Source organism: Balneola sp. EhC07 (assembly GCF_001650905.1).
GTDB lineage: Bacteria > Bacteroidota > Rhodothermia > Balneolales > Balneolaceae > Balneola.
The window spans coordinates 121,741-146,449 of sequence record NZ_LXYG01000019.1 but is presented as its reverse complement, the minus strand read 5'-3'; the positions used below and the strand labels follow the sequence as shown (position 1 = coordinate 146,449).

21 protein-coding genes are annotated in these 24,709 nt (G+C 38.9%); 11 read left to right on the top strand and 10 right to left on the bottom strand.

Translation table 11 applies throughout. From position 1 onward, the window contains the following. Positions 1 to 174: 174 nt before the first annotated feature. The 3 genes from gcvP (at position 175) to A8B79_RS13885 (ending at position 5,554) form a co-directional block, all read left to right on the top strand. Complete coding sequence (gene gcvP / locus A8B79_RS13895) at positions 175 to 3,072, top strand: aminomethyl-transferring glycine dehydrogenase (RefSeq protein ID WP_066223815.1); 2,898 nt, start codon at positions 175 to 177, stop codon at positions 3,070 to 3,072. Between the two features lie 44 nt (positions 3,073 to 3,116). Then, on the top strand, positions 3,117 to 4,418 hold the full coding sequence (locus A8B79_RS13890; protein ID WP_066223814.1) for a M20/M25/M40 family metallo-hydrolase: 1,302 nt from the start codon (positions 3,117 to 3,119) through the stop codon (positions 4,416 to 4,418). A 176-nt stretch (positions 4,419 to 4,594) separates the two neighbouring features. Next, positions 4,595 to 5,554, top strand: a complete 960-nt coding sequence (locus A8B79_RS13885) for a TolB family protein (RefSeq protein WP_066223812.1) — start codon at positions 4,595 to 4,597, stop codon at positions 5,552 to 5,554. A gap of 119 nt (positions 5,555 to 5,673) precedes the next feature. Here the strand turns inward: A8B79_RS13885 and A8B79_RS13880 are convergent, their stop codons facing one another. Further along, entirely contained in the window at positions 5,674 to 6,291 is a 618-nt protein-coding gene (locus tag A8B79_RS13880; RefSeq protein WP_066223810.1) for an L-threonylcarbamoyladenylate synthase, read from the bottom strand. A gap of 77 nt (positions 6,292 to 6,368) precedes the next feature. Between A8B79_RS13880 and A8B79_RS13875 the strand changes: the two genes are divergently transcribed. Then, on the top strand, positions 6,369 to 6,914 hold the full coding sequence (locus A8B79_RS13875) for a hypothetical protein (protein WP_066223809.1): 546 nt from the start codon (positions 6,369 to 6,371) through the stop codon (positions 6,912 to 6,914). 5 nt (positions 6,915 to 6,919) lie between these two features. Here A8B79_RS13875 and A8B79_RS13870 read toward each other — a convergent pair whose 3' ends face one another. Continuing rightward, a complete protein-coding gene (locus A8B79_RS13870; protein WP_066223807.1) occupies positions 6,920 to 7,375 on the bottom strand; it encodes an OsmC family protein in 456 nt (151 codons plus the stop codon). A gap of 9 nt (positions 7,376 to 7,384) precedes the next feature. Between A8B79_RS13870 and A8B79_RS13865 the strand changes: the two genes are divergently transcribed. The 3 genes from A8B79_RS13865 to A8B79_RS13855 all read left to right on the top strand — a co-directional run bounded on the left by A8B79_RS13865 (position 7,385) and on the right by A8B79_RS13855 (position 10,313). Further along, entirely contained in the window at positions 7,385 to 7,591 is a 207-nt protein-coding gene (locus A8B79_RS13865; protein WP_066223805.1) for a hypothetical protein, read from the top strand. A gap of 905 nt (positions 7,592 to 8,496) precedes the next feature. Then, positions 8,497 to 9,312: a UDP-2,3-diacylglucosamine diphosphatase gene (locus tag A8B79_RS13860; RefSeq protein WP_066223803.1), complete on the top strand. Its 816-nt coding sequence runs from the start codon at positions 8,497 to 8,499 to the stop codon at positions 9,310 to 9,312. Next, positions 9,309 to 10,313 (top strand): glycosyltransferase family protein, encoded by a 1,005-nt coding sequence (locus tag A8B79_RS13855; protein WP_066223801.1) that lies wholly within the window; start codon positions 9,309 to 9,311, stop codon positions 10,311 to 10,313. The genes A8B79_RS13860 and A8B79_RS13855 overlap by 4 nt, the downstream gene beginning before the upstream one ends. 2 nt (positions 10,314 to 10,315) lie before the next feature. Here A8B79_RS13855 and A8B79_RS13850 read toward each other — a convergent pair whose 3' ends face one another. From A8B79_RS13850 to A8B79_RS13840, 3 genes are all read right to left on the bottom strand, one after another. Continuing rightward, on the bottom strand, positions 10,316 to 10,846 hold the full coding sequence (locus tag A8B79_RS13850) for a DinB family protein (protein WP_066223799.1): 531 nt from the start codon (positions 10,844 to 10,846) through the stop codon (positions 10,316 to 10,318). A 99-nt stretch (positions 10,847 to 10,945) separates the two neighbouring features. Then, entirely contained in the window at positions 10,946 to 13,009 is a 2,064-nt protein-coding gene (locus A8B79_RS13845; protein ID WP_161485176.1) for a M16 family metallopeptidase, read from the bottom strand. 35 nt (positions 13,010 to 13,044) lie between these two features. Beyond that, positions 13,045 to 14,553: a M16 family metallopeptidase gene (locus tag A8B79_RS13840; protein ID WP_066223795.1), complete on the bottom strand. Its 1,509-nt coding sequence runs from the start codon at positions 14,551 to 14,553 to the stop codon at positions 13,045 to 13,047. Between the two features lie 169 nt (positions 14,554 to 14,722). On the opposite strand from A8B79_RS13840, the gene A8B79_RS13835 reads away from it, so the two are divergent. Then, on the top strand, positions 14,723 to 16,144 hold the full coding sequence (locus A8B79_RS13835; RefSeq protein ID WP_066223793.1) for an MBL fold metallo-hydrolase: 1,422 nt from the start codon (positions 14,723 to 14,725) through the stop codon (positions 16,142 to 16,144). 47 nt (positions 16,145 to 16,191) lie between these two features. On the opposite strand, the gene A8B79_RS13830 is transcribed toward A8B79_RS13835, so the two are convergent. Further along, a complete protein-coding gene (locus A8B79_RS13830) occupies positions 16,192 to 16,776 on the bottom strand; it encodes a DNA-3-methyladenine glycosylase I (RefSeq protein ID WP_066223792.1) in 585 nt (194 codons plus the stop codon). 86 nt (positions 16,777 to 16,862) lie between these two features. Here A8B79_RS13830 and ppc point away from each other — a divergent pair, with 86 nt between their 5' ends. From ppc to crcB, 3 genes are all read left to right on the top strand, one after another. Beyond that, on the top strand, positions 16,863 to 19,658 hold the full coding sequence (gene ppc / locus A8B79_RS13825; RefSeq protein WP_066223789.1) for a phosphoenolpyruvate carboxylase: 2,796 nt from the start codon (positions 16,863 to 16,865) through the stop codon (positions 19,656 to 19,658). A gap of 76 nt (positions 19,659 to 19,734) precedes the next feature. Further along, complete coding sequence (locus A8B79_RS13820; RefSeq protein ID WP_235603742.1) at positions 19,735 to 20,811, top strand: branched-chain amino acid aminotransferase; 1,077 nt, start codon at positions 19,735 to 19,737, stop codon at positions 20,809 to 20,811. Further along, positions 20,812 to 21,204 carry a fluoride efflux transporter CrcB gene (gene crcB / locus A8B79_RS13815; protein WP_082894192.1) on the top strand — a complete coding sequence of 131 codons (393 nt, stop codon included), beginning with the start codon at positions 20,812 to 20,814 and terminating at the stop codon, positions 21,202 to 21,204. Here the strand turns inward: crcB and A8B79_RS13810 are convergent. From A8B79_RS13810 to A8B79_RS13795, 4 genes are all read right to left on the bottom strand, one after another. Further along, positions 21,201 to 22,127: a 2-hydroxyacid dehydrogenase gene (locus A8B79_RS13810; RefSeq protein WP_066223785.1), complete on the bottom strand. Its 927-nt coding sequence runs from the start codon at positions 22,125 to 22,127 to the stop codon at positions 21,201 to 21,203. The two genes, crcB and A8B79_RS13810, sit on opposite strands and share 4 nt — an antisense overlap. 12 nt (positions 22,128 to 22,139) lie before the next feature. Further along, positions 22,140 to 23,039, bottom strand: coding sequence for a carbon-nitrogen hydrolase family protein (locus A8B79_RS13805; RefSeq protein ID WP_066223782.1), 900 nt, complete (start codon positions 23,037 to 23,039; stop codon positions 22,140 to 22,142). A 28-nt stretch (positions 23,040 to 23,067) separates the two neighbouring features. Next, entirely contained in the window at positions 23,068 to 23,586 is a 519-nt protein-coding gene (locus A8B79_RS13800; protein WP_201118620.1) for a GNAT family N-acetyltransferase, read from the bottom strand. A gap of 120 nt (positions 23,587 to 23,706) precedes the next feature. Then, positions 23,707 to 24,651 carry an alpha/beta hydrolase family protein gene (locus tag A8B79_RS13795; protein WP_066223781.1) on the bottom strand — a complete coding sequence of 315 codons (945 nt, stop codon included), beginning with the start codon at positions 24,649 to 24,651 and terminating at the stop codon, positions 23,707 to 23,709. Positions 24,652 to 24,709: the final 58 nt, after the last annotated feature.

The window sequence follows — 24,709 nt, the reverse complement described above, 5'->3', positions numbered from 1 at the left end:
ATAAATCAAAAAAAAGGGAGAAATAGAATTAGAGAAACAGCTTTTTACGCTTATTTATAATCAATTTTTCGTAATTTTGGGAGCCTTTTTGGCTAATACCTTGTTTACAATCTTGAAGCATCATAATTGACTTCAAACAAAATTCAATTCATAAATATTTAGGAAGCTAGTTTAATGAATATCAGCTTTGAAAAAGAAACATTTGCACATCGCCACAACGGGAATGATCCTGAAGCAATTACCGAAATGCTTAAAACTATAAAGGCTGAATCAATTGATCAGCTGATAGACGAAACCATTCCGGAAAATATTCGCTTACAGGAAAAACTTAACTTACCTAAGGCACAGAGCGAAGTTGATTTTTTAGCTGGTTTTAAAAAACTGGCCTCAAAAAATAAAATATTCAAATCTTACATCGGTATGGGTTATTACGATACTCATGTCCCGAATGTAATTAAGAGAAATATTTTAGAAAACCCGGCATGGTACACCGCTTACACTCCGTATCAGGCAGAGATAGCTCAAGGAAGGCTGGAAGCTCTGATAAATTTCCAGACATTGGTAAGCGATCTTACAGGTATGGAATTAGCTAATGCTTCATTACTGGACGAAGGAACTGCTGCAGCGGAGGCGATGAGCATGTTGCTAGGACAGAGAAAAGGAGCTAAGCGAAAGGAAGCTAATGTAATTTTTGTGAGTGACCGTTGCCATCCTCAAACAATTGATGTACTCCAAACCAGAGCTGAGCCAATCGGCATTGAAGTTGTAGTTGGAGATCATAATGAAGTAGATGTAACTGATCCGAAGTTGTTTGCACTGCTTCTGCAATATCCAGCTACAGATGGATCAGTAATTGATTACACAAGTTTGATAGCAGCAGCTCACGAAAATGCAGTACATGCTGTAGTTGCAGCCGATCTGATGAGTTTAACTTTGCTAACACCTCCCGGTGAAATGGGTGCAGATGTTGTTGTAGGAACTACACAGAGATTTGGAGTTCCAATGGGATACGGCGGACCGCATGCGGCCTATTTCGCAACTAAAGAAGATTTTAAAAGACAGATTCCGGGCAGGATAATTGGTGTAACTCAGGATGCTGAAGGTAAGCCGGCTTACAGAATGGCGCTTCAAACCCGTGAGCAACATATCCGCAGGGAAAAAGCGACTTCAAATATTTGTACCGCACAGGTTTTACTGGCAGTGATGGCGGGAATGTACGGAGTGTATCACGGACCGAAAGGCTTGAAAAAGATCGCATCAAAAATTCATGGCTTGACAAAGCTTACCAAATCCGGGTTAGAAGCGATGGGTGTTTCTGTAGAAACGGATATGTTTTTTGATACCATCACTGTTAAAGCTTCTGAAAAGAAAGTTCGTAAGATCGCAGAAGAGAACGAGATCAACTTCAGATATTTAGGTGACAACAGAATTGGAATTTCCTTTGACGAAGCCAAAGAGTTGGAAGATGTTCAGGAAGTACTTTCTGTGTTTGCAAAAGCGGAGGGCAGAACTTCAAACTTTGACGTGGAAGCACATGCCGAAAAAGCGGAAGTAAAATTGCCGGAAGAATTAGCAAGAACTTCAGAGTATCTGGACCACCCTGTATTCAATCTGTATCATACCGAGCATGAAATGCTTCGTTATATGAAGCGATTGGAGAATAAGGATCTTTCACTGGTTCATTCAATGATCTCACTTGGTTCTTGTACAATGAAGTTGAATGCAACAGCAGAAATGATACCGGTTACATGGCCTGAGTTTGGTCAAATGCATCCGTTTGCTCCGGTTGAACAAGCAGAAGGATATACTCAACTTTTCAATGAATTAGATGAATGGTTGAGTTCGTTGACAGGTTTTCATAAAGTTTCTATGCAGCCAAATTCCGGTGCACAAGGCGAATATGCAGGCTTGATGACGATAAGAGCTTATCACCAAAGCAAGGGAGATGATCACAGAAATGTAGCACTAATTCCGAATTCTGCTCACGGTACGAATCCTGCAAGTGCAGTAATGGCTGGCATGGATGTAATTGTGGTCGACACAGATAAGCACGGGAATATTTCCATGGATGATCTGGAAGCAAAGACGATAAAATACAGTGACCGACTTGCGGCTCTTATGGTTACTTATCCATCTACGCACGGGGTTTTTGAACATCGAATCAAAGATATTTGCGATCTGATCCATGAACATGGTGGGCAGGTTTACATGGATGGAGCAAACATGAATGCTCAGGTTGGTTTGACAAGTCCCGGTTTTATCGGAGCGGATGTTTGTCACCTGAATCTTCACAAGACATTCTGTATTCCTCATGGTGGTGGTGGACCAGGAATGGGACCGATCGGTGTTGCAGAACATTTGGCACCGTTTTTATCCAGTCATGCTGTAATCAAAACAGGTGGAGAAAGCGGAATTTCAGCAGTTTCTGCAGCGCCTTACGGAAGTGCCAGCATTTTGACGATCTCTTACGCATATATAGCAATGATGGGAGAGTCTGGATTGACGGAAGCTACCAGAATGGCCATTCTGAATGCGAATTACATCAAAGATATTCTGGACGATCATTATCCGATTCTTTACACGGGGAAAACCGGTCGTTCGGCTCATGAGTTTATAATTGATTTGCGTCCATTTAAGCAAAGTGCCGGAATTGAAGCAGTTGATCTTGCAAAGCGACTGATGGACTTTGGTTTTCATGCACCAACAATGAGTTTCCCGGTTGCGGGAACACTGATGATCGAGCCAACAGAAAGTGAAAGCAAGGAAGAGCTGGATCGTTTTTGTGACGCTATGATCGAGATCAGAAATGAAATCCGTGAGATCGAAGAAGGCAAAGCTGATAAAGAAAGCAATGTACTGAAACATGCTCCGCATACAATGAGAGTAGTGATGGATTCAGATTGGGATCGTGATTATGATCGTGAAAAAGGAGTATTCCCGTTAGAACATCTACGCGAAAATAAATTCTGGCCAAGTGTTTCCAGAGTGGACGATGCTTACGGCGACCGAAACTTAATGTGTTCTTGTATTCCTATTGATGCTTACGCGATCGAAGAAATAGAAGGAGAATAGAATTTCAAATATCGAACATTCAACATTCAATTTTTAGAATTCTAATGAAGAAACTAATCCTATTATTTATTTTTGTAGCTCTACAAATTAGTGCTTTCGCTCAACTCTCTGCAGTTGAAAGTAAACTGGTAGATCGGGTTGATTACAATAATGAAGATGGATTAGAGCTTCTGAAAGAGATCATAGCCATTAATAGTGGTACAATGAATTTTGAAGGAGTGAAGCAGGTAGGGGATGTGCTTCACAAAGAATTCGATGATCTTGGTTTTGAAACAAGTTGGGAAGACGGATCTGAATTTAATCGCTCCGGACATTTGATCGCCAAGCACTTCGGCAGTGAAAATGCTCCAAAAATTCTCTTGATCGGACATTTGGATACCGTTTTCGAAAAAGATTCTCCATTTCAGGAAATGACCATGGTTGATGAAAATACCATGAAAGCTCCCGGCATTGCAGACATGAAAGGAGGAGATGTGATTATGCTTCAAGCCTTAAGAGCTTTGAAAGAGAATAACCATTTGAAGGATATGAACATTTGGGTGGTTATGACCGGTGACGAGGAATACAGCGGATCGCCACTAGAGCTTTCCAAAAAAGCATTGATCGATGCTGCTAAATGGGCAGATATTGCTATCGGTTTTGAAAACGGAGATGGAAATCCGGCTACAGCAAATATTTCCAGAAGAGGTTCCATAAAATGGGAATTGAAAACAGAAGGAAATCCGGCGCACTCGTCTCAGATATTCAGAGAAGATGTTGGAGCCGGAGCTATCTTTGAAGCTTCCCGAATTTTGAATGCTTTTTATGAAGAATTAAGATCAGAGGAGTTCTTGACGTTCAATCCGGGGATGATGATCGGAGGCACAACGCTTGAACATGATGCCGTAAATAAATCTGGAACTGCATTCGGAAAAGATAATGTAGTATCAAAAGAAGTAATAATATCCGGAGATCTGCGAGGACTTTCACCAGAACAGGTAGAGCGCGTAAAAGCCAAGATGCAGGATATTGTTTCTCAAAACAGACCTCAAACTAAAGCCACACTTACATTTTATCCCGGTTACCCGCCCATGGCACCAACCGATGGTAACAGAGAGTTGCTCTCCATTTATTCTGATGTTAGTGAAGATCTGGGTCAGGGAAAAGTAGTGGCTGTAAATCCACTTAAAGCCGGAGCTGCCGATGTTTCTTTCACTGCTGATTTTGTGGATATGGCGATCGACGCAGTTGGAATGAGCGGTGCAGACGATCATACGGTTAATGAAGTCGGGTATGTTCCGAAGTTTAAAACGCAGACTCAAAGAGCAGCGATCTTGCTTCTTAGATTGCAGAATTGGGAGAATTGAACATCCAACATTGAACCGAAGAACATTCAACTTTCAAAAATTTAGTACTGAGTTCTAAATTTTTTTGGTTCAATTCTTTGTAGATGAATTACTTTTACACTGGCAAAATTAAACATGTAATATTTCTTCCGGTTACCTACATTAGCTCTAAGTTCAAAAAAAAGAGTTAATAATTTATGTGGAGAGATATTAAATGGTCTGTGTTACTTGTTATAGCAACTTCCATATCCTGTAGTTTGTTCTCTAGTGAAGATTCCACACCCGAAATACCAGGGAAACTTGTGTATTCTGCTCCGGATAAAAATGGACATTATCAAATTTATACTAGTCTTACTAATGGGACCAAGAGAAAACAACTTACAAAATTCAAGAATGACGAAGCTTTCTATCCTTCTTGGAGTAACGATGGTTCTCAAATTGCTTTTACCACTACTTTGAGAAGTACTTCTTTAGGATCTTCTTTATATCTAATGAACGCAGATGGAACAAATATTAGACCTTTAAAAGAACTCCCAGATTCAGACCTTGTTATTTCAGGTACAAACCCCAAATGGAGCCCGGATGACTCTAAAATTACATATAGCTGGTGTTCAAATTGTGAACTTGGTGGTAGAAACCATGAAGTATATGTGTATAAATTTAAAAATAGTTCTGTTGCACAAATAACTGAAAACCCAGCAAGTGACATTGGCGCGTCTTGGGCTAATGAAGATCTCTTTTTTTTGTCTAATCGCCCATATTATAATTCTGAGAATAGAGAGTTGGATAATGACCTTTACCAAGTCAATGAGGATGGAACTAATTTGATAAGGATCACGACTAGTGGAAAAATAGGTACTGGAATCTGGGATCCTAATACTAAGACGTATCTCATTCGATCAAAAGTTGAACCCTATGAGTGGTACTCAGTTGAACCTCTATCTGGAGATACTCTTGAAAAAAAAGTTTTGGACATTGAAATAAATATATCAGACTTACGACCTATTAAATGGTCAAAAGACGGTCAAACTCTGATGCTTTTGATGATAGATTTTCCAGTCCAAAAGATAAGGTTCTATGATTTTAAAGAAGAAAAACTTTCTGAAAGTTTTGAGATTGAAAATCTTTTAGGATTTGATTGGATACAGAATTATTAAAGAATTTTATGCAGAACGCATAAAAAAGCCCCCACCACCGAGTTTAATTCTCCTGTAAGATAATTAACCGTTCGGTAAGCAAGCACCTCAAAACCTCTGTGAACTTTGTGGTTTAAAGCCTAAACTAATACACCACCTTTTCCTTCCCGGATCAATATCGGTTCTCTTCCCGTAAGATCGATAATGGTAGAAGCTTCATTTCCACCAAATCCTCCATCAATAACCACATCAACCTGATGCTTCCATTCATCGAACATCAAACTTGGGTCTGTTGTGTATTCCAACAGTTCGTCATCATCTTTTATGGAAGTTGATACGATCGGATTTCCTAATTCTTTAACCATCGCCAGAGCGATAGCATTATCGGGAACCCGAATCCCAACCGTTTTCTTTTTTCTGAATACGCCGGGTAAACTGTTACTTCCGGGAAGTATAAAGGTATATGGTCCGGGAAGATTTCGCTTCAATATCTTAAAAGTCTGCGTTTCAATTTGTGCGACATGATCTGACAAATTACTCAGGTCTTCGCAAATAAAAGAGAAGTTGGCTTTGTCTAATCGAACTCCTTTAATACGGGCAAGCTTTTCCAACGCTGACTTATTGGTTATGTCACAGCCCAATCCGTAAACGGTATCAGTTGGATAAATAACCAATCCGCCGTTTCTCAGGATCTCAACAATATGTTTGAGTTTTTTTCTATCCACATGATCTTCATATAATTTTATCAGCTCAGACATTGATGACTCCGGTTAGTTTTTTGTTGCTATATTATGATTGAAATTCGAACCAATCTCAATACAAACTAAACAAAAATATGAGATACGCATTCCTTTTAATTGCAGTGATTTTTTGTTCCACTTTATCAGCACAGCCGTCTCAGGATTTTTGGAGTTCTATAGAGAAGATCTGTGGAAGAGCTTATGAAGGTAAGGTATTGGAGGCTCCGGAAGATGATGCATTCAGAAAACTAAGATTAGTGATGCATGTTCGTTCTTGCGAAGAAAATGAAATACGGATTCCATTTTTTGCTGGCGAAGATCGTTCCAGAACATGGGTGTTAACTTTGGAAAATGACAGAATTAAGTTGAAGCATGATCACCGTCATGAAGACGGAAGCGAAGATGAGATCACTCAATATGGCGGAACGGCATCCAATCACGGTTTAGCAAATGTTCAAACCTTTCCGGCTGATAATTTCACTGCTGAATTAATTCCCGCTGCTGCAAGCAATGTGTGGTGGATAGAGATCGAAGACGGAAAGACCTTTACTTATAACCTGAGAAGACTGGGAACTGATCGTTATTTTAGTATACAATTTGATCTGACCACTGAAAGCGAAACTCCTCCGGCTCCATGGTAGTTCCGTTAATTTTTATCGGCAACCGTTGTATTAATACTCATCTCACTCATCAGTGTTCTGTGAACCGGACACTTTTTTGAGATTTCTAACAATTTATCCAGCTGTTCTTGGGATAAATCACCTTTAATGATGAGTTCTTTTTCAATAGTATCTATTTTTGAAGAAGAATTTTCGCAATCGGCGCAATCATCTGCATGACGTTTGTTATGTCGCATTTCGATATAAATATCCTCAACCGGCCATTTTTTCCCGCGGGCATACATCTTCATGGTCATTGCAGTACAAGTACCCAAACTCATAAGCAAAAGGTCATAAGGATCGGGACCCTGATCTTGTCCGCCTTCGACACTTGGCGGCTCATCAGAAATGATCTCATGCTTTCCGGCAGTTAGTGTTGTTTTAAAAGGTTCATCAGCAGGTAAATGAACATGAACGATCTTCTTTTCTTCTGGATCTGACATATTAATGGTATGAGTTTAGAATTTAGTCTCAATAAGCAAAATAAAGCTTCAAGATTCAAAAGAGTTGGAGATTTTCTTTTAGAGGGCTTTAGTCTGAAGAAAAGTATCTACACTTTTGTTCCTGTATTTTTAAAAGACTCTGAGAACTCAGTATCGAGCATAAATAAAGAAATAGGATCATCCTGTCCGCCAGTTGGCAGATCAGGATCTTTGTGAGGATGTTATATCCGACACACCGATCAACGCTGACACAACCTCCATCACCCCGCTTTATGGTCATTCATGCGTAGGCAAGAATCCGGATCTTTATCAAAGAATGTGATCCTAAAAAAGATCCAGATCTCGGGCATACGCCGCGAGATGACTTTAACTTGTTCTTGAGGAAGTAACGGACCTCCCCAATTCATAAACAAATTCTTTGGTTTCTGAGTAGTTCGCCCCTCCTTGGATAAGGAGGGGAATTCCCGAATTGATTGCTAAATATTATCAACGAGTCCTCCTCCTGTTGCAGGAGGAGACAGAGGAGGTCTTTTCTTTTTTAAGGTCATTCCTGCGGAAGAAGGAATCCGGATCTTTATCAAAGAATGTGATCCTAAAAAAGATCCAGATCTCGGGCATACGCCGCGAGATGACTATACTCTTTAATGTAATTTCAGAATCTGCAAAGTTCGGGTTAAGAATCCTTATAACCGTTCGGACTAAAGTCCTCTCTGGTGAACTTGATTGGGAACTTTCAATATGAATCAGATTTACTCAGGTAGACCAGCGAGGGATTTATCCCGCAGCGAATGAAGGCAGGTAAATCGTAATTCGCAGAGCCTGAAGGATCTGCTGGTTAAAATCATGCAAAGAAATTTATGCTAGAAGGCGTTCACGCCCGGCGGTTAATTTCGGGCTATGTTGTTAGCACCCGATCTTGATAAAAAAACTCAATTACGGTCATTCCTGTGAAGCCTGCCTTTGTGGGCAGACAGGCCACGAGTTGACTTCTTCACTCTTAAAAAAAGTAGAGTAAACCCATCAGTAATAATTTCATAACAAGCTGATTACCGAATGATTACAAGTAATCAATACAGAGATAACACCAATCTGGTTTCTTTAGACAAAAATCATCTGCATTTATGAAGAGAAAATTAGATACGGTTGTTATTTCAGATGTACATCTGGGAACCATTGGTTGCCATGCCGTAGAACTTACACAATATCTTAATTCCATAGATCCAAAACGAGTAATTCTGAATGGAGATATTGTTGATATGTGGAATTTTCGGAAGTATTACTGGCCGGAAGCGCACATGCACGTTATCCGCACATTGATAACAATGATGACAAATGGTGTGGATATCTATTATTTGACGGGAAATCATGATGAGACTCTTCGAAAAGTATCAAGTCTGCAACTTGGCCCGCTTTTTATCAGAGATAAACTAGTGTTAGAACTGAATGGAGAGAAAGTTTGGTTTTTTCACGGTGATATTTTTGATGTGACCATGAAGCATTCTAAATGGATCGCTAAGCTTGGAGGTCACGGTTACGAATTGCTGATACTTCTGAATCGGTGGATCAACAACGTTTCAGAAAAAATGGGATATGGGAAATTATCACTATCAAAAAAGATCAAAGACAGCGTTAAAACAGCAGTCAGCTTTATAGATGATTTTGAAGTAACGGCTATGGAACTGGCTATTGATGAAGGCTATGATTACGTGGTTTGCGGGCATATTCATCAGCCTAAGATCAGAGGATTCGAGAATGAAAAAGGAACGGTAATCTACCTGAATTCCGGTGACTGGATCGAAAATCTTACTGCACTTGAGTATGACGGAAATGAATGGAGTCTCTACAGATATGAAGAAGATATCTTGATGAAAGATCCTCCAAGAGTAAATCAAATGTTCCAGAGCAATGTAAATGAAAACATAAGTATGCACGGATGAGAATTCTTTACGGAGTACAAGGAACGGGACATGGTCATATAAGCAGAGCGAAAGTAATTATTCCATTATTGAGAGAAATAGCCGATGTAGACGTATTGATAAGTGGCTACAATTTTAATCTGGAGTTGGATGGAAAAATTGCTTTTAAAAAAAGAGGAATCAGCCTTTCTTATGATAGTAAAGGAGCTATCGATATTTTGGAAACAGCCCGGGCAATCAAGCCTGTTCGTTTTGTTAAAGACTTACAGGAAATCCCGGTTCAGGAATACGATTTCGTGATCTCAGATTTTGAACCGGTCACCGCATGGGCAGCCCAAAAGGCAGATGTACAATGTCTTGGTTTAAGTCATCAGGCAGCGTTTCTCTCTGAAAAAACTCCGCGTCCCCCAAAAAAGTCAAAAGTTGCAGAAGGCATCATCAAACACTTTGCTCCGTGTGATGGAGCCATTGGAACTCATTACAAAAGATATGATGATTTTATAGAGCCACCGATTCTCAGGCCGCTTATTAAAGAATTAAATCCAACAGTTGGGGGCCATATTACCGTTTATCTCCCTGCTTTTGATCACGAAACATTGGTCACAATATTCAAGCAAATTCCGGAAATCAGATGGGAGATCTTTTCTTCAACTTGTGATGTGGCGTATGAAAAGTACAACACAAAGGTTAATCCGGTAGGGAATGATAGTTTTTTAAAAAGTTTTGAAAGCTCATTGGGACTTCTTTGTTCGGCTGGTTTTGAAGGTCCCTCAGAAGCTATGTATCTCGGGAAAAAACTATTAGTGATACCTATCAGGAATCAATATGAACAAATTTGTAATGCTGCTGCATTGGAAGAATTAGGAGCCCGAGCCATTTATAGTATCAAGCCGGATTTCACAGATCAACTGAGAGATTGGATCAGAAACGGGAAGGTAATTCAGCTTAATGAGATATGTGATGAAAAGAAGTTAGTACATAAAATTGCTGAATTTGGAATGAGAGAAGCTGTTTCAGTATGATCTTATTCCTTCAGATAGTTTTCGCGGATAATTTCAAGATGGTGTAATTCATGCCCTGCAATGATAAATGCCAAAGCTCTCACGCTAAATTCAACTTCACTGGCTAAACCTGTTCTACCGATCATTTCTTTAGTCATATTTTGAAATAGATGGATAGTTGACGTCCGAACAGCTAAATATTCGTTACAAAGGTTTGCAACAGATCTGGAGTTATAGTTAGAGTCTTTCATCCAATCGTCTTGGTCCATTCCCGGAAGCGGAGTTTTATCACCTCTGCTGATAGACAACGCACGGTAGGCGAATACACGTTCTGTTTCTATCATATGACCGATCATTTGTTTTAACGTCCATTTTCCATCGGCATAAGGGGTTAATGCTTTGTCTCCCCGAATGGCATTTGCAATAGTATAAAACTCATGCATTTGGGAGTTCAATAGTGAGATCACGTTCTCCTTAGGTACATTATTGACATAGGAAGAATAAAAGTGAGCGTATTCCGATGACTTTGGATATTCGTTATCCCAGTTTTTCATAGTTAGATAATTATTTGCAGGACAATATATAGTTTGAACTATAAAGCACAAAAAAACCCCGATCCTTTTTTACAGAACCGGGCTTAGAATGTTAATAGATCAATTAGTTTCTAAAGACTCAACTTTTGAGCTTGAAGTAACCTGACCATTAGACTTCGTTTCTTGTGCAAAAGAGTAAGCTACTCCATTGGTGACTTTCCAATCAGAATAAGATGTTATAGTCTCTACTTCCTGACCCATTTGAGGATTGAAAGCTGTTACTTTTGAATATGCCGGAAGTGCAGTTGCAGGATCAAGTAAGTAAGTAATGCTACTTGCAGATTCAACTTTAAGAGATACATAGTTTTCACCATCCATCTCTTCCATTCCCAAATACTCAGCTGACAGGTTATCTGCCTTTAATGCTATATTTATGTAACTGTTTTTAACTTCGTCTACCATAGGCTTTGTCATAGCGGATGGCAGAGCTTGTTCCTGTCCCATCATTATCATTTTACCGGCTCCATTTTCCACCATCATTTGCATAGTTCCCTGTGGAGTTTCGAGAGTAGCGTCAATACTATAATCAGAGTATGATATGGTTGCAGTGTTCTTGATAGACATGGTACCACCCGGTGTTGCCTGATTTATAGTGCTTACGGTTGTGATGGTTTCTAAATCAGTTCCCGGAGCTATAACAGCGTCAGCCATTTTTCCGAGCCATTCTTTCCCTTTTGCAGCATCACCGGAGGCTTCCGCTTTATCTGATTTTGGTGTGGGGATAGTTATATCAATTTCATTCACGTTTCCGTATTTCTGTAACTGATCACCAACTTCTTCTGCATTACCAACAACAAGGATCTGAACTTTATCAGGATTTAAATAGTCTTTTGCTACATCCTGAATATCAGAGACGGTTACTTTTTTAAGCTCTTCCACATATTTATCAAAAGCATCTTTTGAAAGACCGTTGTATTCATTACTGATTCTTTCATTCAGAATTTTTTGTTTGCTGTCATATCTGAATACTAAAGAATTCAGGAAGCGATCTCTGGCATCATCCAGTTCTTTTTTGGTAACGGGATTTGTTTGCATTTTTTCTACTTCAGCAATCAGCGCATCAATTGCCTGAGCAGTAGTTGAACTTTTTGTCATTACAAACAGAGAAAAAGTTCCGGGATAATTGATATTACTTCCATATCCACCACCAACAGCGTAAGCAAGACCAAGATCGGTTCTAACGGTTTGGAATAAACGTCCTGCAAACCCACCACCAAGAATCTGATTCATCATCTGAAGTTTTGCATAGTCCGGATTCTCTCTCAATCCACCAATATGTCCTACCAGTACATAGCTCTGGTTAACATCAGATTTGTTAATGAAATTAACGGTTGATGGATAGCTGTAATTTACTTCAGGGTAGATAAGATTGTTTTCAGTTCCTGCAGGTAAACTTCCGAAAGCTTTTTCAAGTTTCCTTTTCATCTCTTTGGTGTCAAAATCACCAATAACACCAAAGGTCATGTTATTGCCAACAAAGGCTTCTTTATGGAAAGCTACGATATCTTCCCTTGAAATCGCATCAAGAGTAGCATATTCTATTTGTCGCGTTAGCGGTGAGTTTTCGCCATAGATCAATTTGCTGTACTCTCTGTTAGCGATACTTCCCTGATCATCATTTCTTCGTGATATTCCGCTTTTACGTTGAGTTTTAGAAAGCTCTATTTTGTCTTCCGGAAAAAGTGGATTACTAACCAGATCAACAAAAACCGGTAACAATTCATCAAAGTCTTCTTTCAGAATGTTCATAGAAGCACTTCCCGATCCTTGACCTATAAAAGTGCTCATGAAAGCGGCTTTGTCTTCTAACAAGACATTTAGTTTATCTGCGGGGTAATTTTCCGATCCGCCTTCACGAATCAATTCTCCTGTGATACTGGCAAGACCTTCTTTTCCGGAAGGATCCTGCAAACTTCCTGTTCTTATAGTTGCTGTGACTCTGATCAAAGGAAGTTCTTTGTCTTCAACTAAGTAGAATTTGATTCCATTGTCTAGCTGGAACTCTTCAACATCAGCTTTTTTGAATTCATTAAGCTTAGGATATTTGATCTCATCATATCGCTTTTGAGCCGCTGCGGTTACAGCGAACATCATAAGTAAAGTAAATAAAAGTGTACGTTTCATAATAATATTCATTGGTTTAAACTCTTTTGATGTAATTAGGAATCTGCTTTAACAGTTGCTCCGACTGTGCGGGTTTGTTTGATAAGGTATTTATTAGCAACTCGTTGTAAGTCGTCCAATGTTACATCGTTGTATCTTTCCAGTTGCAAAAACACATCTCTCCAGTCTCCTTTAGTCATATGGGTAGAAGCAAAGTTGAGAGCTAAACCTGTGTTATTAGCTAAACCTCGAATAATCCCTGCTCTGATGTTAGTTCTGGCTCTGTCCAATTCTTCCTGTGTGATAGAGCCATTCTTCACGATCTCAATTTCATCGTAAATTCTTTGCTCTAAAGTATCCAGTTCTACACCTTGATTAGGAAATGCAAAAGTTAGGAACAAAGATTCAAATCTTGTTCCAGGAAATCCATTAGATGCTCCAATTAAAAGAGCTAGTTTTTCTTCTTCTACCATCTTTTTATAAAGTACAGAAGTTCGTCCTGTCGAGATGATATTTCCCAATAAATTAAGAGCTTCAAAATCTTCATGAGTATCAGAAACGGTGTGGTATCCAATTATTAAGACTGGCTGTGAATTGCCTTCTATAGTAAACCGTCGCTCGCCTCTTTGAGTAGGTTCAATAGTAGTTACAGATGGAGCAACTCTTCCCTTACCTCTGAAATCACCGAAATATTCTTCAGCCAGTTTTTTCATTCTTTTCGGGTCTACATCACCGGCTATCGCGATAGTAATATTACTTGGCACATAGTAATCTTCATAAAAATCACGGGCATCTTCAATAGTGGTTGCTGTAATATCGGAGTTCCAGCCAACTACAGGGCGTCCATACGGATGAGCGGTGTAAGCTACTGCTAAAAATTCTTCTACCAAACGACCTGTTGGATTAGACTCCGTTCTCATTCTGCGTTCTTCACGAACTACTTCTTTTTCCACATAAAACTCTCTGTAGGTAGGATTTTTGAAGCGATCCGCTTCTAAATTAAACCAAAGTTCTGCTTTATTGGAGGGAAGGCTGTAATAATAATTTGTAAGGTCAGAACCTGTAGAGGCATTTAATCCGGTACCACCATTATTCTGTATGATCTCTGAGAATTCATTATTTACAACAAAGGTTTTTGCTTTTTCTTGCAATTCCTCAAACTTTGCCCATTTTTCAGATAGTATATTTTCATCCGGATTAGAACTAAACTTTTCCTGCAACCAGGCTTTATAAGTTTCATCCATTTCGGCAATTACTTTTTTCTCTTCATCCCAGTCAGTGGTACCAATGTATTTGGTGCCTTTGAATGCCATGTGCTCAAAAATGTGAGCTATTCCGGTATTCCCAACCGGTTCATCAGCACCACCAACATTAACATGAGTATAAAAACTAGCAACCGGCGCTTCGTGGCGCTCGATGATAATAAAATGAAGTCCGTTATCAAGTGTAAACTCAGTAACTTTTTTCTCAAACTCTGCGAGGTTTTGAGCACTTGCCTGATAACCGATCATCCCGGAGAGAAGAACCGTACAAAGAAGCACTCGAATTGATTTATATAAACGCATTACGATATATTTAATAATAATTTAGATTGTAAGATAGAGACCCTTTAAAATGAATGATTTTAATTCAAAATCAAAAAATTTTGTTAGCAAAATCAATACGGGAATTACATTTCTTTAGTTACCTGTTTTCTTGTTATTTTGTCTGAAATTTGAACTTTTATCCTAACTCATGTTCTTCCAACAAATTTTTGAAGAAAAACTAGCCCAATACGCCTATTTGATCGGTTGCCAGAAATCGAGCGAAGCCATTATAGTAGATCCAATGAGAGATATTGATCGCTATCAAAAAATAGCATCAAAAAATAAGCTTAAAATTGTTGCCGCTACTGAAACTCATATTCATGCGGACTATTTATCAGGTCTCAGAGAATTTGCAGAAAGCGGAGTTAAGATCCTGGTATCTGATGAAGGTGATAAGGACTGGAAATATGAGTGGGTAATTGACAGTAAATACGATCATCAATTATTAAAAGATGGCGATGAATTCAGTATCGGAAATATAAAATTTACCACGGTTTACAGTCCCGGTCATACTCCGGAGCACATCAGCTTTTTGGTTACAGATGGCGCTACTACTGATGAGCCCATGGGATTGCTTTCCGGAGACTTTGTGTTTGTAGGTGACGTGGGCAGACCCGATTTGCTTGAGACTGCAGCAGGAGAAGTGGGGGCGATGGATGAATCTGCTAAGACGCTGTACAAGTCGATTGAAAAGTTTAAAACGATGCCGGAATATTTACAGCTTTGGCCGGGACATGGAGCAGGAAGCGCTTGTGGTAAAGCATTAGGTGCTGTTCCTGAATCTACTGTTGGTTATGAACAGAGATTCAATGGTTCCATAAAAGCAGCAATCTCAGAAAAGGATTTTGTGGATTACATTTTGGATGGGCAGCCTGAACCTCCGTTATATTTCGCAAGAATGAAAAGAGATAACAAGAAAGGGCCAAAGATCTTAGGAGAGGTTCCTGTTCCGGAAAAGAAAAGCATCCAAAGTATGATCGGGGCAACACGTACATCCAGCGCTGTTATTGTGGATACAAGACCGGACAGGATGGCTTTTATGAATGGTCATATTCAGGGTGCTTTGTACGCACCTTTCAACAAAACATTTAATACTATAGTCGGATCGTATGTCTCTGATGACGAAGATATTTATTTGATCATTGATGAAAATAAAATCGATGAAGCTGTTACTGACTTAATAAGAATAGGTTTGGATAACATAAAAGGATATGCAACACCGGAACATCTTGAAGAATTTAAAAATCAGAGCGGTACATTATTTTCTACTGAAACTATCAATTTTGAAAAAGTAGATGAGTTAATGCCTTCAGATGAGTATAATTTGTTGGACGTCAGAAAGAAATCAGAATTTGATGAAGGACACCATCCACAAGCTTTAAACATTTCCCATACAAGGCTAGTGGATCGTTTAGAAGAGATTCCGACTGATAAACCCGTTTTAGTGCATTGTAAATCAGGAGCCAGAGCAGCAGCAGCTTCTGCGCTATTGGAGAAAGAAGGATTTGTAGTTCAGTATATCAATGATGCAGTTGATCCGTGGCTTGAGGGGAAAGGAATTAAGAATTAAGAATGATTGAATTAGGAATAAGCGTCTAAAAGCTATTCCTAATTCCCCTATTTACTTATTCCAAATTCTCTCTTTCTGCAAAAACAATCTACAGTATGATCATTCACCAATCCGCAAGCTTGCATATGAGCGTACATAATCGTGCTGCCCACAAATTTAAATCCACGCTTTTTTAAGTCTTTACTTAAGGCGTCTGATTCCGGAGAAGTAGCCGGGACTTCACTCATATTTTTCCAATTATTAACGATGGGTTTTCCGTCAACAAATTGCCAGATGTAATTATCGAAGCTGCCGAACTCTTTCTGAACCTCAAGGAATTTTTGAGCGTTGGTTACCGCACTTCTTACTTTTAGTTTATTTCTGATAATTCCTTCAAATTGAAGCAATTCCTGAATTTTCTCTTCATCAAACAAAGCTACTTTTTCAGGATCAAAACCTGCAAAGGATTTTCGGTACCCTTCTCTTTTTTTGAGAACCGTTGCCCAACTTAGGCCGGCCTGAGCTCCTTCCAGTATCAAAAACTCAAAATGTGTTCGGTCATCATGGACAGGAACACCCCATTCCTCATCATGATAGGTTACATATTCCTTGAATTGTCCCGTTGCCCACTCACATCTTTTTTTATTATTCATATAATTTTATTTGAACCTAAAAGCTTCAAGAATTATTAGTTATTTTAGAGTACTCAAACTCACTCACAAAAATCAAACGGAATTTAATGCACTGGAAAGATACTGTACAGAAACTGGCTGAAGAAAGCGGGATCAACGAAAACCTGGCAAGACAAATTAATATGCTTACAGCATTTCTGGAAGAATTGGCTTTAGATCAATTCGGAGAAGAATTTGTGAAAAATCTCGGGAAATTACCGGTATTGGCAAAATCAGCATTAGAAGATAATGACTCTAAAGCTCAAGATGAGATTGAGAACTATGCTTCAAATCTTAGTTTGGGTGATACTAAGGAAGTTTTAAGGATGTATACAACGTTCTTTCATTTGGTGAATTCTCTGGAGCAACATGAGATAAGCAGAATAAACAGAGAGCGTGAATTTGAAGAAACAGAAGAACATCCGAGAAATGAAAGCATTGCCGAGGCTATATACTCTTTGAAAAAAGATGGATATTCTTTTGATGAAGTTATTGACGTATTAGAGCAAATTGATATTCAGCCGACCATAACCGCTCATCCTACAGAGGCTCAGAGAAGAAGTATTTTAACCAAGCAGCATCAGATAACTTCCATGATCAACAAGTTAGGGCATGATGTTCTTACTGCTGATGAAACCAAACTGCTAAAGAAGGATATTGGAAATCAACTCCGTTTGCTTCAATTAACGGATGAAGTACGGGCAGAAAGAATGTCGGTAGAGGATGAGGTAGAAAATGGAATGTATTACTTCACGACGACCATTTGGGATGCCATTCCAACCGTGTATAATGACATCCGCATAGCTTTAGAAACTTATTACGGTAAAAGCACTGACCTTCCTAATATTTTGAAATATCGTTCGTGGATCGGCAGCGACAGAGATGGGAACCCAAATGTTACTTCTTCAGTGACTTGGGAAACTATTTTAGAGCAACGGCGCACCGTACTTACAAAATACATGGAAGAACTTAACCTTTTGAGAAGGTATCTGAGTATTTCTTACAAGGAAATTTCAATTTCTGAAGAACTGAAAGCTTCTCTCAAAGAAGAGGAGATGGTAAATCCACTTCCTGATGTATATGAAAGAAGATATCAAAGAGAACCCTACCGCAGGAAAGTGACACACATGATGCAAAAGGTTCAAAAACAGATCGAAGTTCTTAATGCTGAAAAACCTCAGGTACTGAAAGTTGCTGAAGACTATAATGCAAAAGGCTTTATAAACGATCTGATGCTGATAAAAAACAGCTTGATCGAATCTGACTTAGAGGAGCTCGCAGAACAGGGAAAGTTAAGGAATCTGATTGACCGTGCATTGACTTTCGGCTTCCACCTGAATGCACTGGATGTTCGCCAGCATAGTAAACTCCATGAAGAAACTGTAGAAGAGCTTTTTTCTAAAGCCGGTGTACATAAAACTTACTCTTCACTGACAGAGGAAGAAAAAATTGAGCTGCTGTCTAAAGAACTAAAGAATCCCAGACCTTTGAGCACTTTTAAGAGCGAGCGCTCTGAAGTGGCAGAAAAAGTACTTTCTGTATTTGAAGAGATTAAGGATATGTTGCTTTTAGATATAGACTCTTTCGGAGGGTACATCATAAGCATGACTCATGGAGTTAGTGATATGCTGGAAGTATTGATCCTTGCCAAAGAAATAGGATTGTGGAGCTATTCTAATGGAAAGATTCAAACCGATCTGGATATTATACCGCTTTTTGAGACTATAGAAGATCTGGAAGCCAGTAGCCAATTAATGGCACAGATGTTTGAAGATGAAGTATTTGCTAAGCAAATAGAAGCAAGGGGTAACTTTCAGGAAATAATGCTGGGATATTCTGACAGCAATAAAGACGGTGGTTACTGGATGGCCAACTGGGCATTGGATAAAGCCCAGTTTGATCTTGGAAGTGTATGTAGAAAATTCAATGTGGATTTCAGGTTGTTCCATGGTCGTGGTGGAACTATTGGAAGAGGTGGCGGGCAATCTAACAAAGCAATTCTGGCCATGCCTGCAGTAAGTAACAATGGTAAAATCAGATTTACGGAACAGGGTGAAGTTTTATCATTCAGGTATTCATTACCGGAAATTGCACATCGACATTTAGAGCAGATTGTTCATGCAATGATTCATGTTACTAAAGCACAAAAAACAGAAACAGGCTATTTAGAAGGTTCCTCAGAAAAGAAACTAATGGAAGAACTCTCTCAGCTGAGTATGCAAAAATACCGATCATTAATTGATGATGATCTGTTTTGGGACTGGTACTCTTCCATCACGCCTATAGAGCACATTGGAAAGTTGCCGATTGCTTCCAGACCTGTCTCAAGAGGAGGTTCAGGGAAAATGGTTTTCGATAACCTAAGAGCAATTCCATGGGGCTTTGCATGGACACAGGTTCGATATAACATTCCCGGATGGTTTGGGATCGGAGAAGCATTGAAAACAATGTTAGCAGGTTCAGATGAAAATGATAAAATTTTCAAAAAATGGTTTAATGATTGGGTGTTTTTCAGAACAGTACTTGATAATAGTCAACGAGAATTGGCAAGAACTCATTTAAAAACTGCTGAAATTTATAACAAAGATGAGCAAAAGTTTCACGATCAAATTGCAAAAGAGTATGAAAGTGCAAAAGAAAGTATTACTCAAATTGCAAAAATCCAGAACTTTTTAGACCATAACCCCGTTATACAGAAGTCGATCAAGTTTAGAAACCCGTTCACTTATCCACTCAATTTTTTGCAGGTGGAATTATTAAAAAGATGGAGAAATGCTGAAAGTGAACAAGAAAAGAATGAGTTGACCGAAGTAATATTTCTGAATATAAACGGAATAGCTTCAGCAATGCAGAGTACCGGGTAAAGAAATAAAAATTTACAGTAATTCTACTTTACCTTAACAAGAAAGCTTTTATTTTGTATGAACTATGAATGATATAATGACCCCTGAAAAAATAAATATTATACCTAACGAAAACAGCAAGATACATGAGATCGATTTCGATAATCTCGTGTTCGGAAAAAAGTTTTCTGATCATATGTTTGTTATGGAGTATGAAAAAGGTTCCTGGGGTCAGCCTTTAATAAGACCTTATGGGCCCGTTCAAATTAGCCCGGCATTGAACACTCTTCATTATGGTCAGGCTATTTTTGAAGGAATGAAGGCTTTTTATGTGGATGAAGACACTATAAACATATACAGACCCAAAGATCATTTTGAAAGAATGAACTACTCATCCAGAAGAATGGGTATCCCTGAAACGGATTATGAGACGTTTATAACTGCTTTAGAAGAACTCATAAAGTTAGATCACAGGTTTGTACCTACACAGGACCAATCAGCATTGTATATAAGACCTTTTGTATTTGCATCAGATGATCTTTTGGCCGCCAGATCTTCCACAAAATTCAGCTATTATATAATTACTTCGCCGGTAGGTGCATATTATGAAGAGGGTTTCAATCCGGTTTCCTTAACAACTACGAATGAATATGTAAGAGCTGTTGTAGGTGGTACAGGAGATGTGAAGACCGCAGGTAATTATGCAGCAAGCTTCCTTCCGGCTAAAAAAGCTAAAGAAGACGGATATACTCAGGTACTTTGGCTCGACGCTAAAGAACACAAGTATGTAGAAGAAGTAGGGACCATGAATATTCACTTCCTGATCGGAAACACTTTGGTCACTCCAAAGCTTACCGGTTCTATTTTAGGCGGGATAACAAGACGTTCTGTTACTTCTCTGGCAGAAGAATGGGGCTACAATGTTGAAGAGAGAAGAATCACTATTGATGAAGTATTTGAAGCTTCTGAAAACGGAACTTTAAAAGAAGTTTTTGGCTCAGGTACAGCTGCTGTAATATCTCCGGTAGGTTTGATTCATCATCAAGGGAGAAAGATCGATTTTGGTATTGATTCAATCGGTGAATTTGCAAAAAGTCTTTATGACGAGATCACCGGAATCCAATATGGAAGAATCGAAGACAGACATAACTGGATTCATACTGTAAAAGTCTAAGTGCAGATCGATCTCTTTAAAATATGTATGGTCGGAGCAGGTGGATTTCTAGGTGCTTCATCCAGATATATTATTTCTGAAATTGTTCAGTCCAGATTTCCGGCTTCTGAATTTCCGTACGGCACTTACTTTGCAAATATGATAGGGTGCTTATTGATCGGTTTTTTGCTGGCATTATTTGCTGTAAAAAACTGGGGAAATGAAGAACTTCGCCTCTTTATATTTGTCGGGATATTGGGAGGTTTTACTACATTTTCTACTTTTGCCAACGACTCATTTCTGTTGTTTAAAGAAGGTGAAGTATTACTTGGCTTGGCAAACGCTGGTGGTCAGATTTTACTCGGTCTGCTTTTCGTTTGGCTCGGTTACTCTCTGGTAAAAATGATCTTTTAATACCCTTTTTCTTTTTCTACAGAATTAACCATTTCCATTCCTGATAAGCTTCTCTTATAATTTTCAATAATTTGTTCAGCGGCTTCTTTGGGAGCTGTAACGGCGGCAATGTGCGGAGTAATCATTATCTTAGGTCGGTTCCAGAAAAGATGATTAGACGGTAAAGGCTCTTCTTCAAATACATCCAGCCATGCTCCGGCTAAAACTCCCGTGTCGATTGCATAAATAAGATCTTCTTCTATCAAGTGCTGTCCGCGCCCAACGTTAATTAAATATCCCGGTTCTTTTAGTTTTTTAAATAGCTCCAGATCCAGGATGCTATGAGTCTTATCTGTGAGGGGGAGCGCGCAAATAAGAATGTTGGAGGAATTTAGAAAATCACCCAATTCATTCTCACTAAATGAAGTAATGCCTTCAACGTCCTTTTTTGATCTGGACCATCCGTTAACTTTATATCCATTTAATATGAGAAGGTCAGCAATAGAAAGCCCCATTTCTCCCAAGCCCAGAATTCCAATTACAGAGTCTTCTTTAGGAATCAACTTATGCTTATCCCAAAATGCTTCTCTTTTTTGATCTGTGTAGCGAGTAGTATGCTGTCGATAAGCCAATACCGCCTGAAGTACATACTCAGCCATTTCACTTTTTAATGAAGGTGTGATCAACCGGGCGAATTTGATTTCTTCTGATAAACTTTCATCATTCAACAAATGATTGACTCCGGCTCCTAGTGAGGATACTGCTTTCAGATTCGGATAATTCCCAAGCACGTTTTTAGGATGATTCCAGGCAACAGCAAAGGTAACTCTGTCTTTATTTTTTACCTTCGGCCAAATATCGACCTCAAGGTTGGGATCGATATTTTGAAGTTCTTCTGAGAGCTGTTTTAAGTCCCTGTTTGGTGCTATAAGTAATAGTGACATTCAGTTTTGAGACTAATTTAGTTTGTTTAGTTTAAATACATCATTTCGGGCGTAATGTCCTACTGCATCAAAATCTAGTTTCGCTTTGGTGATCAGGTTCATGTCAAGTTCTGCAGTCAGGATCCCTTCTTGATCCCACAAAGGACCTGTAATTGTATTTCCTAGGGGATCAACAATAACACTTCCGCCTTTACACATGATCTCATCAAATTCAGAAATATCCTCTCCCGGAAGATCGGGATAATCTTTCTTCTTAACATATTGATTGCAACCCAAAACAAAGCATCTTCCCTCAACTGCTATATGTTTAAGAGAATGCTGCCAGTTGCCTCTTTGATCAGCGGTAGGCGCTAAATAAATTTGCACTCCTTGTTCATAAAGGAATGTGCGGGCAAGTGGCATATAATTTTCCCAACAAATAAGTCCGCTTATTTTTCCAAAGTCACTTTTGTAGACTTCTAGATCAGAGCCATCACCTTCACCCCAAATAATACGTTCTGCAGCAGTGGGTTTAAGTTTTTGGTGCTTGCCAACTAACGTTCCTTCATTATTGAAATACAATACAGAGCAATAAAGCGAACCCGAATCTCCTTTTTCAACTACTCCAATAACAAGCCATGTATTATACTTTTTAGCAATCCCGGATAGATCAGAAACATAAGCTCCCGGAACTGACAAAGAATTTTCCCAAAACCTGAGCCATGTTTCTCTACCTGAAGCACTTCGGTCTCCGACTTTGGTCCCAAACGTTAATCCTCTTGGATAGCCGGGAAGAAAAGCCTCCGGAAATAAAACAAGATCTGGATTTTCTTTAGATGCCTTTTCAGTCCAATATTCAACTTTGCTGATAGAATTTTCTAGATCGAAAAGGACCGGTGTAGCTTGAACTACGGATACTGTTGGGTTTTTCATACCAGAATGTATGAAAATGATTACATACTTATAGCTGCCAAACGGATGGATATTGCACAATTCCCTTCTTTTTATCCAAACCTTTAGGCACAAGTTCAATTCCCATAAAATTCTCCGGGGGAACATCAAAAGGAGGCTTTATTTCCCAGGTTGAAGCAGGCTCAAAACCAAAGCGGGGGTAATAATCAGAATGGCCAAGCAAGATCACAGAATCGAATCCCAGATCAGTAGCTTTTTCCAGCCCATTCATTATAAGTTTTGCACCAATACCATTTCCCTGAAGTTGTTGAATTACAGAAACAGGTGCTAATGCTAATGTCTTAGAAGTATTTTTGGTTGATCGAATTTCAATTTCAGAAAACAGAATATGACCAACTATCTTTTTCTTGTGAACAGCAACTAATGAAAGTTCAGGGATATAGAATTTACTGGATCTAATTCTATCAACCAGATCAGCTTCATCAGAACTCTCAAACGCATTAAGTAATACGGTTCTTACTGCTTCATAGTCTGAAGCATTTTCTTCTCTTATTTCTACGTTAATCATAACCCTTCTCTTATTAAATATAATATACTTAGCAGTTTATAATAATCAGTATAAGATTAGGGAAAAGCAGTTCCGAATGAGTATGAGGTAGTTTCTTTGAAGTCAGACCGAATACAAAGATTACAGATGATTCAGAACCCAGGATTTAAAAGTGGTCTGAAAATAGTCGGAGTACATTGCTTCGTTAGCCTCTTCTTTTGAAGAACACATCCCTACATTTTTGAGATCATGATTAGCACCCGGTATAACAGAGAGGGAGAAGTTATCAGGAATACCTTCAGGAAATGTTTCATTTAGTGTAGTAAGAGCCCAACCCGGATAAACCATATGGTCGTTAGACGGGAAAACAAATAGTGCCGGATCAGTTATTCTTTTAAGATCGTTTGAAGGATCAAAATCTGCAATTTCCTTCAACTGTCGCCACGCTTTTTTTAGTGGAAAGACAGAAACCCAATTAATATCTGATTGAGCTTTTTTTGAGGCTTTTTCAAAGGCTTTTTCTTTGGTTTCTCCTTCGCATAAAAATTCGCTGTTATAAATATTAGTGAGATGAAGTTCAGCATCAAAAACCGGACCTGCTATCGATGCTATTGCTTTCACATCGTCTCTGTAAAGCGACCCAACCACCTGAGCAACCCATCCGCCTTGACTGTGCCCGATAACCCCGATACGGGAAGCATCAACGTTATTGATGGTTTTCAGATAATCAATGGCTGCTTTGGTGTCATCAGCCCGGTCATAGATGTTAGACCGGTGCCATTTACCTTCAGAATCACCAACTCCTCGTTTGTCAAAATATAAAATACCGTAACCTTCTTTTATAAAAAGCGCTTCCAGATTTTGTTCTACAAAATCTTTGTAGATAGTTCGATGAGAAGAGTTTTCCCCGGAGCCAACCAGAAAGATAATCATAGGAATACTGTCAGCTTTTTGAGGTAAAAGTAATTCTCCATGAATTGTAAATCTACCACTTTCAAATGTAATATTGGTACGAAGTAAATCCTGTGCAATAGAATGAATAGGATTAAGGACAATTACTGCCAGAAGTACCGAAAAGAATCTCATTAGTTATTTTTTATTTCTACAACGTAATAGCTAAGGATAACGGATAAAAAGGAAATTA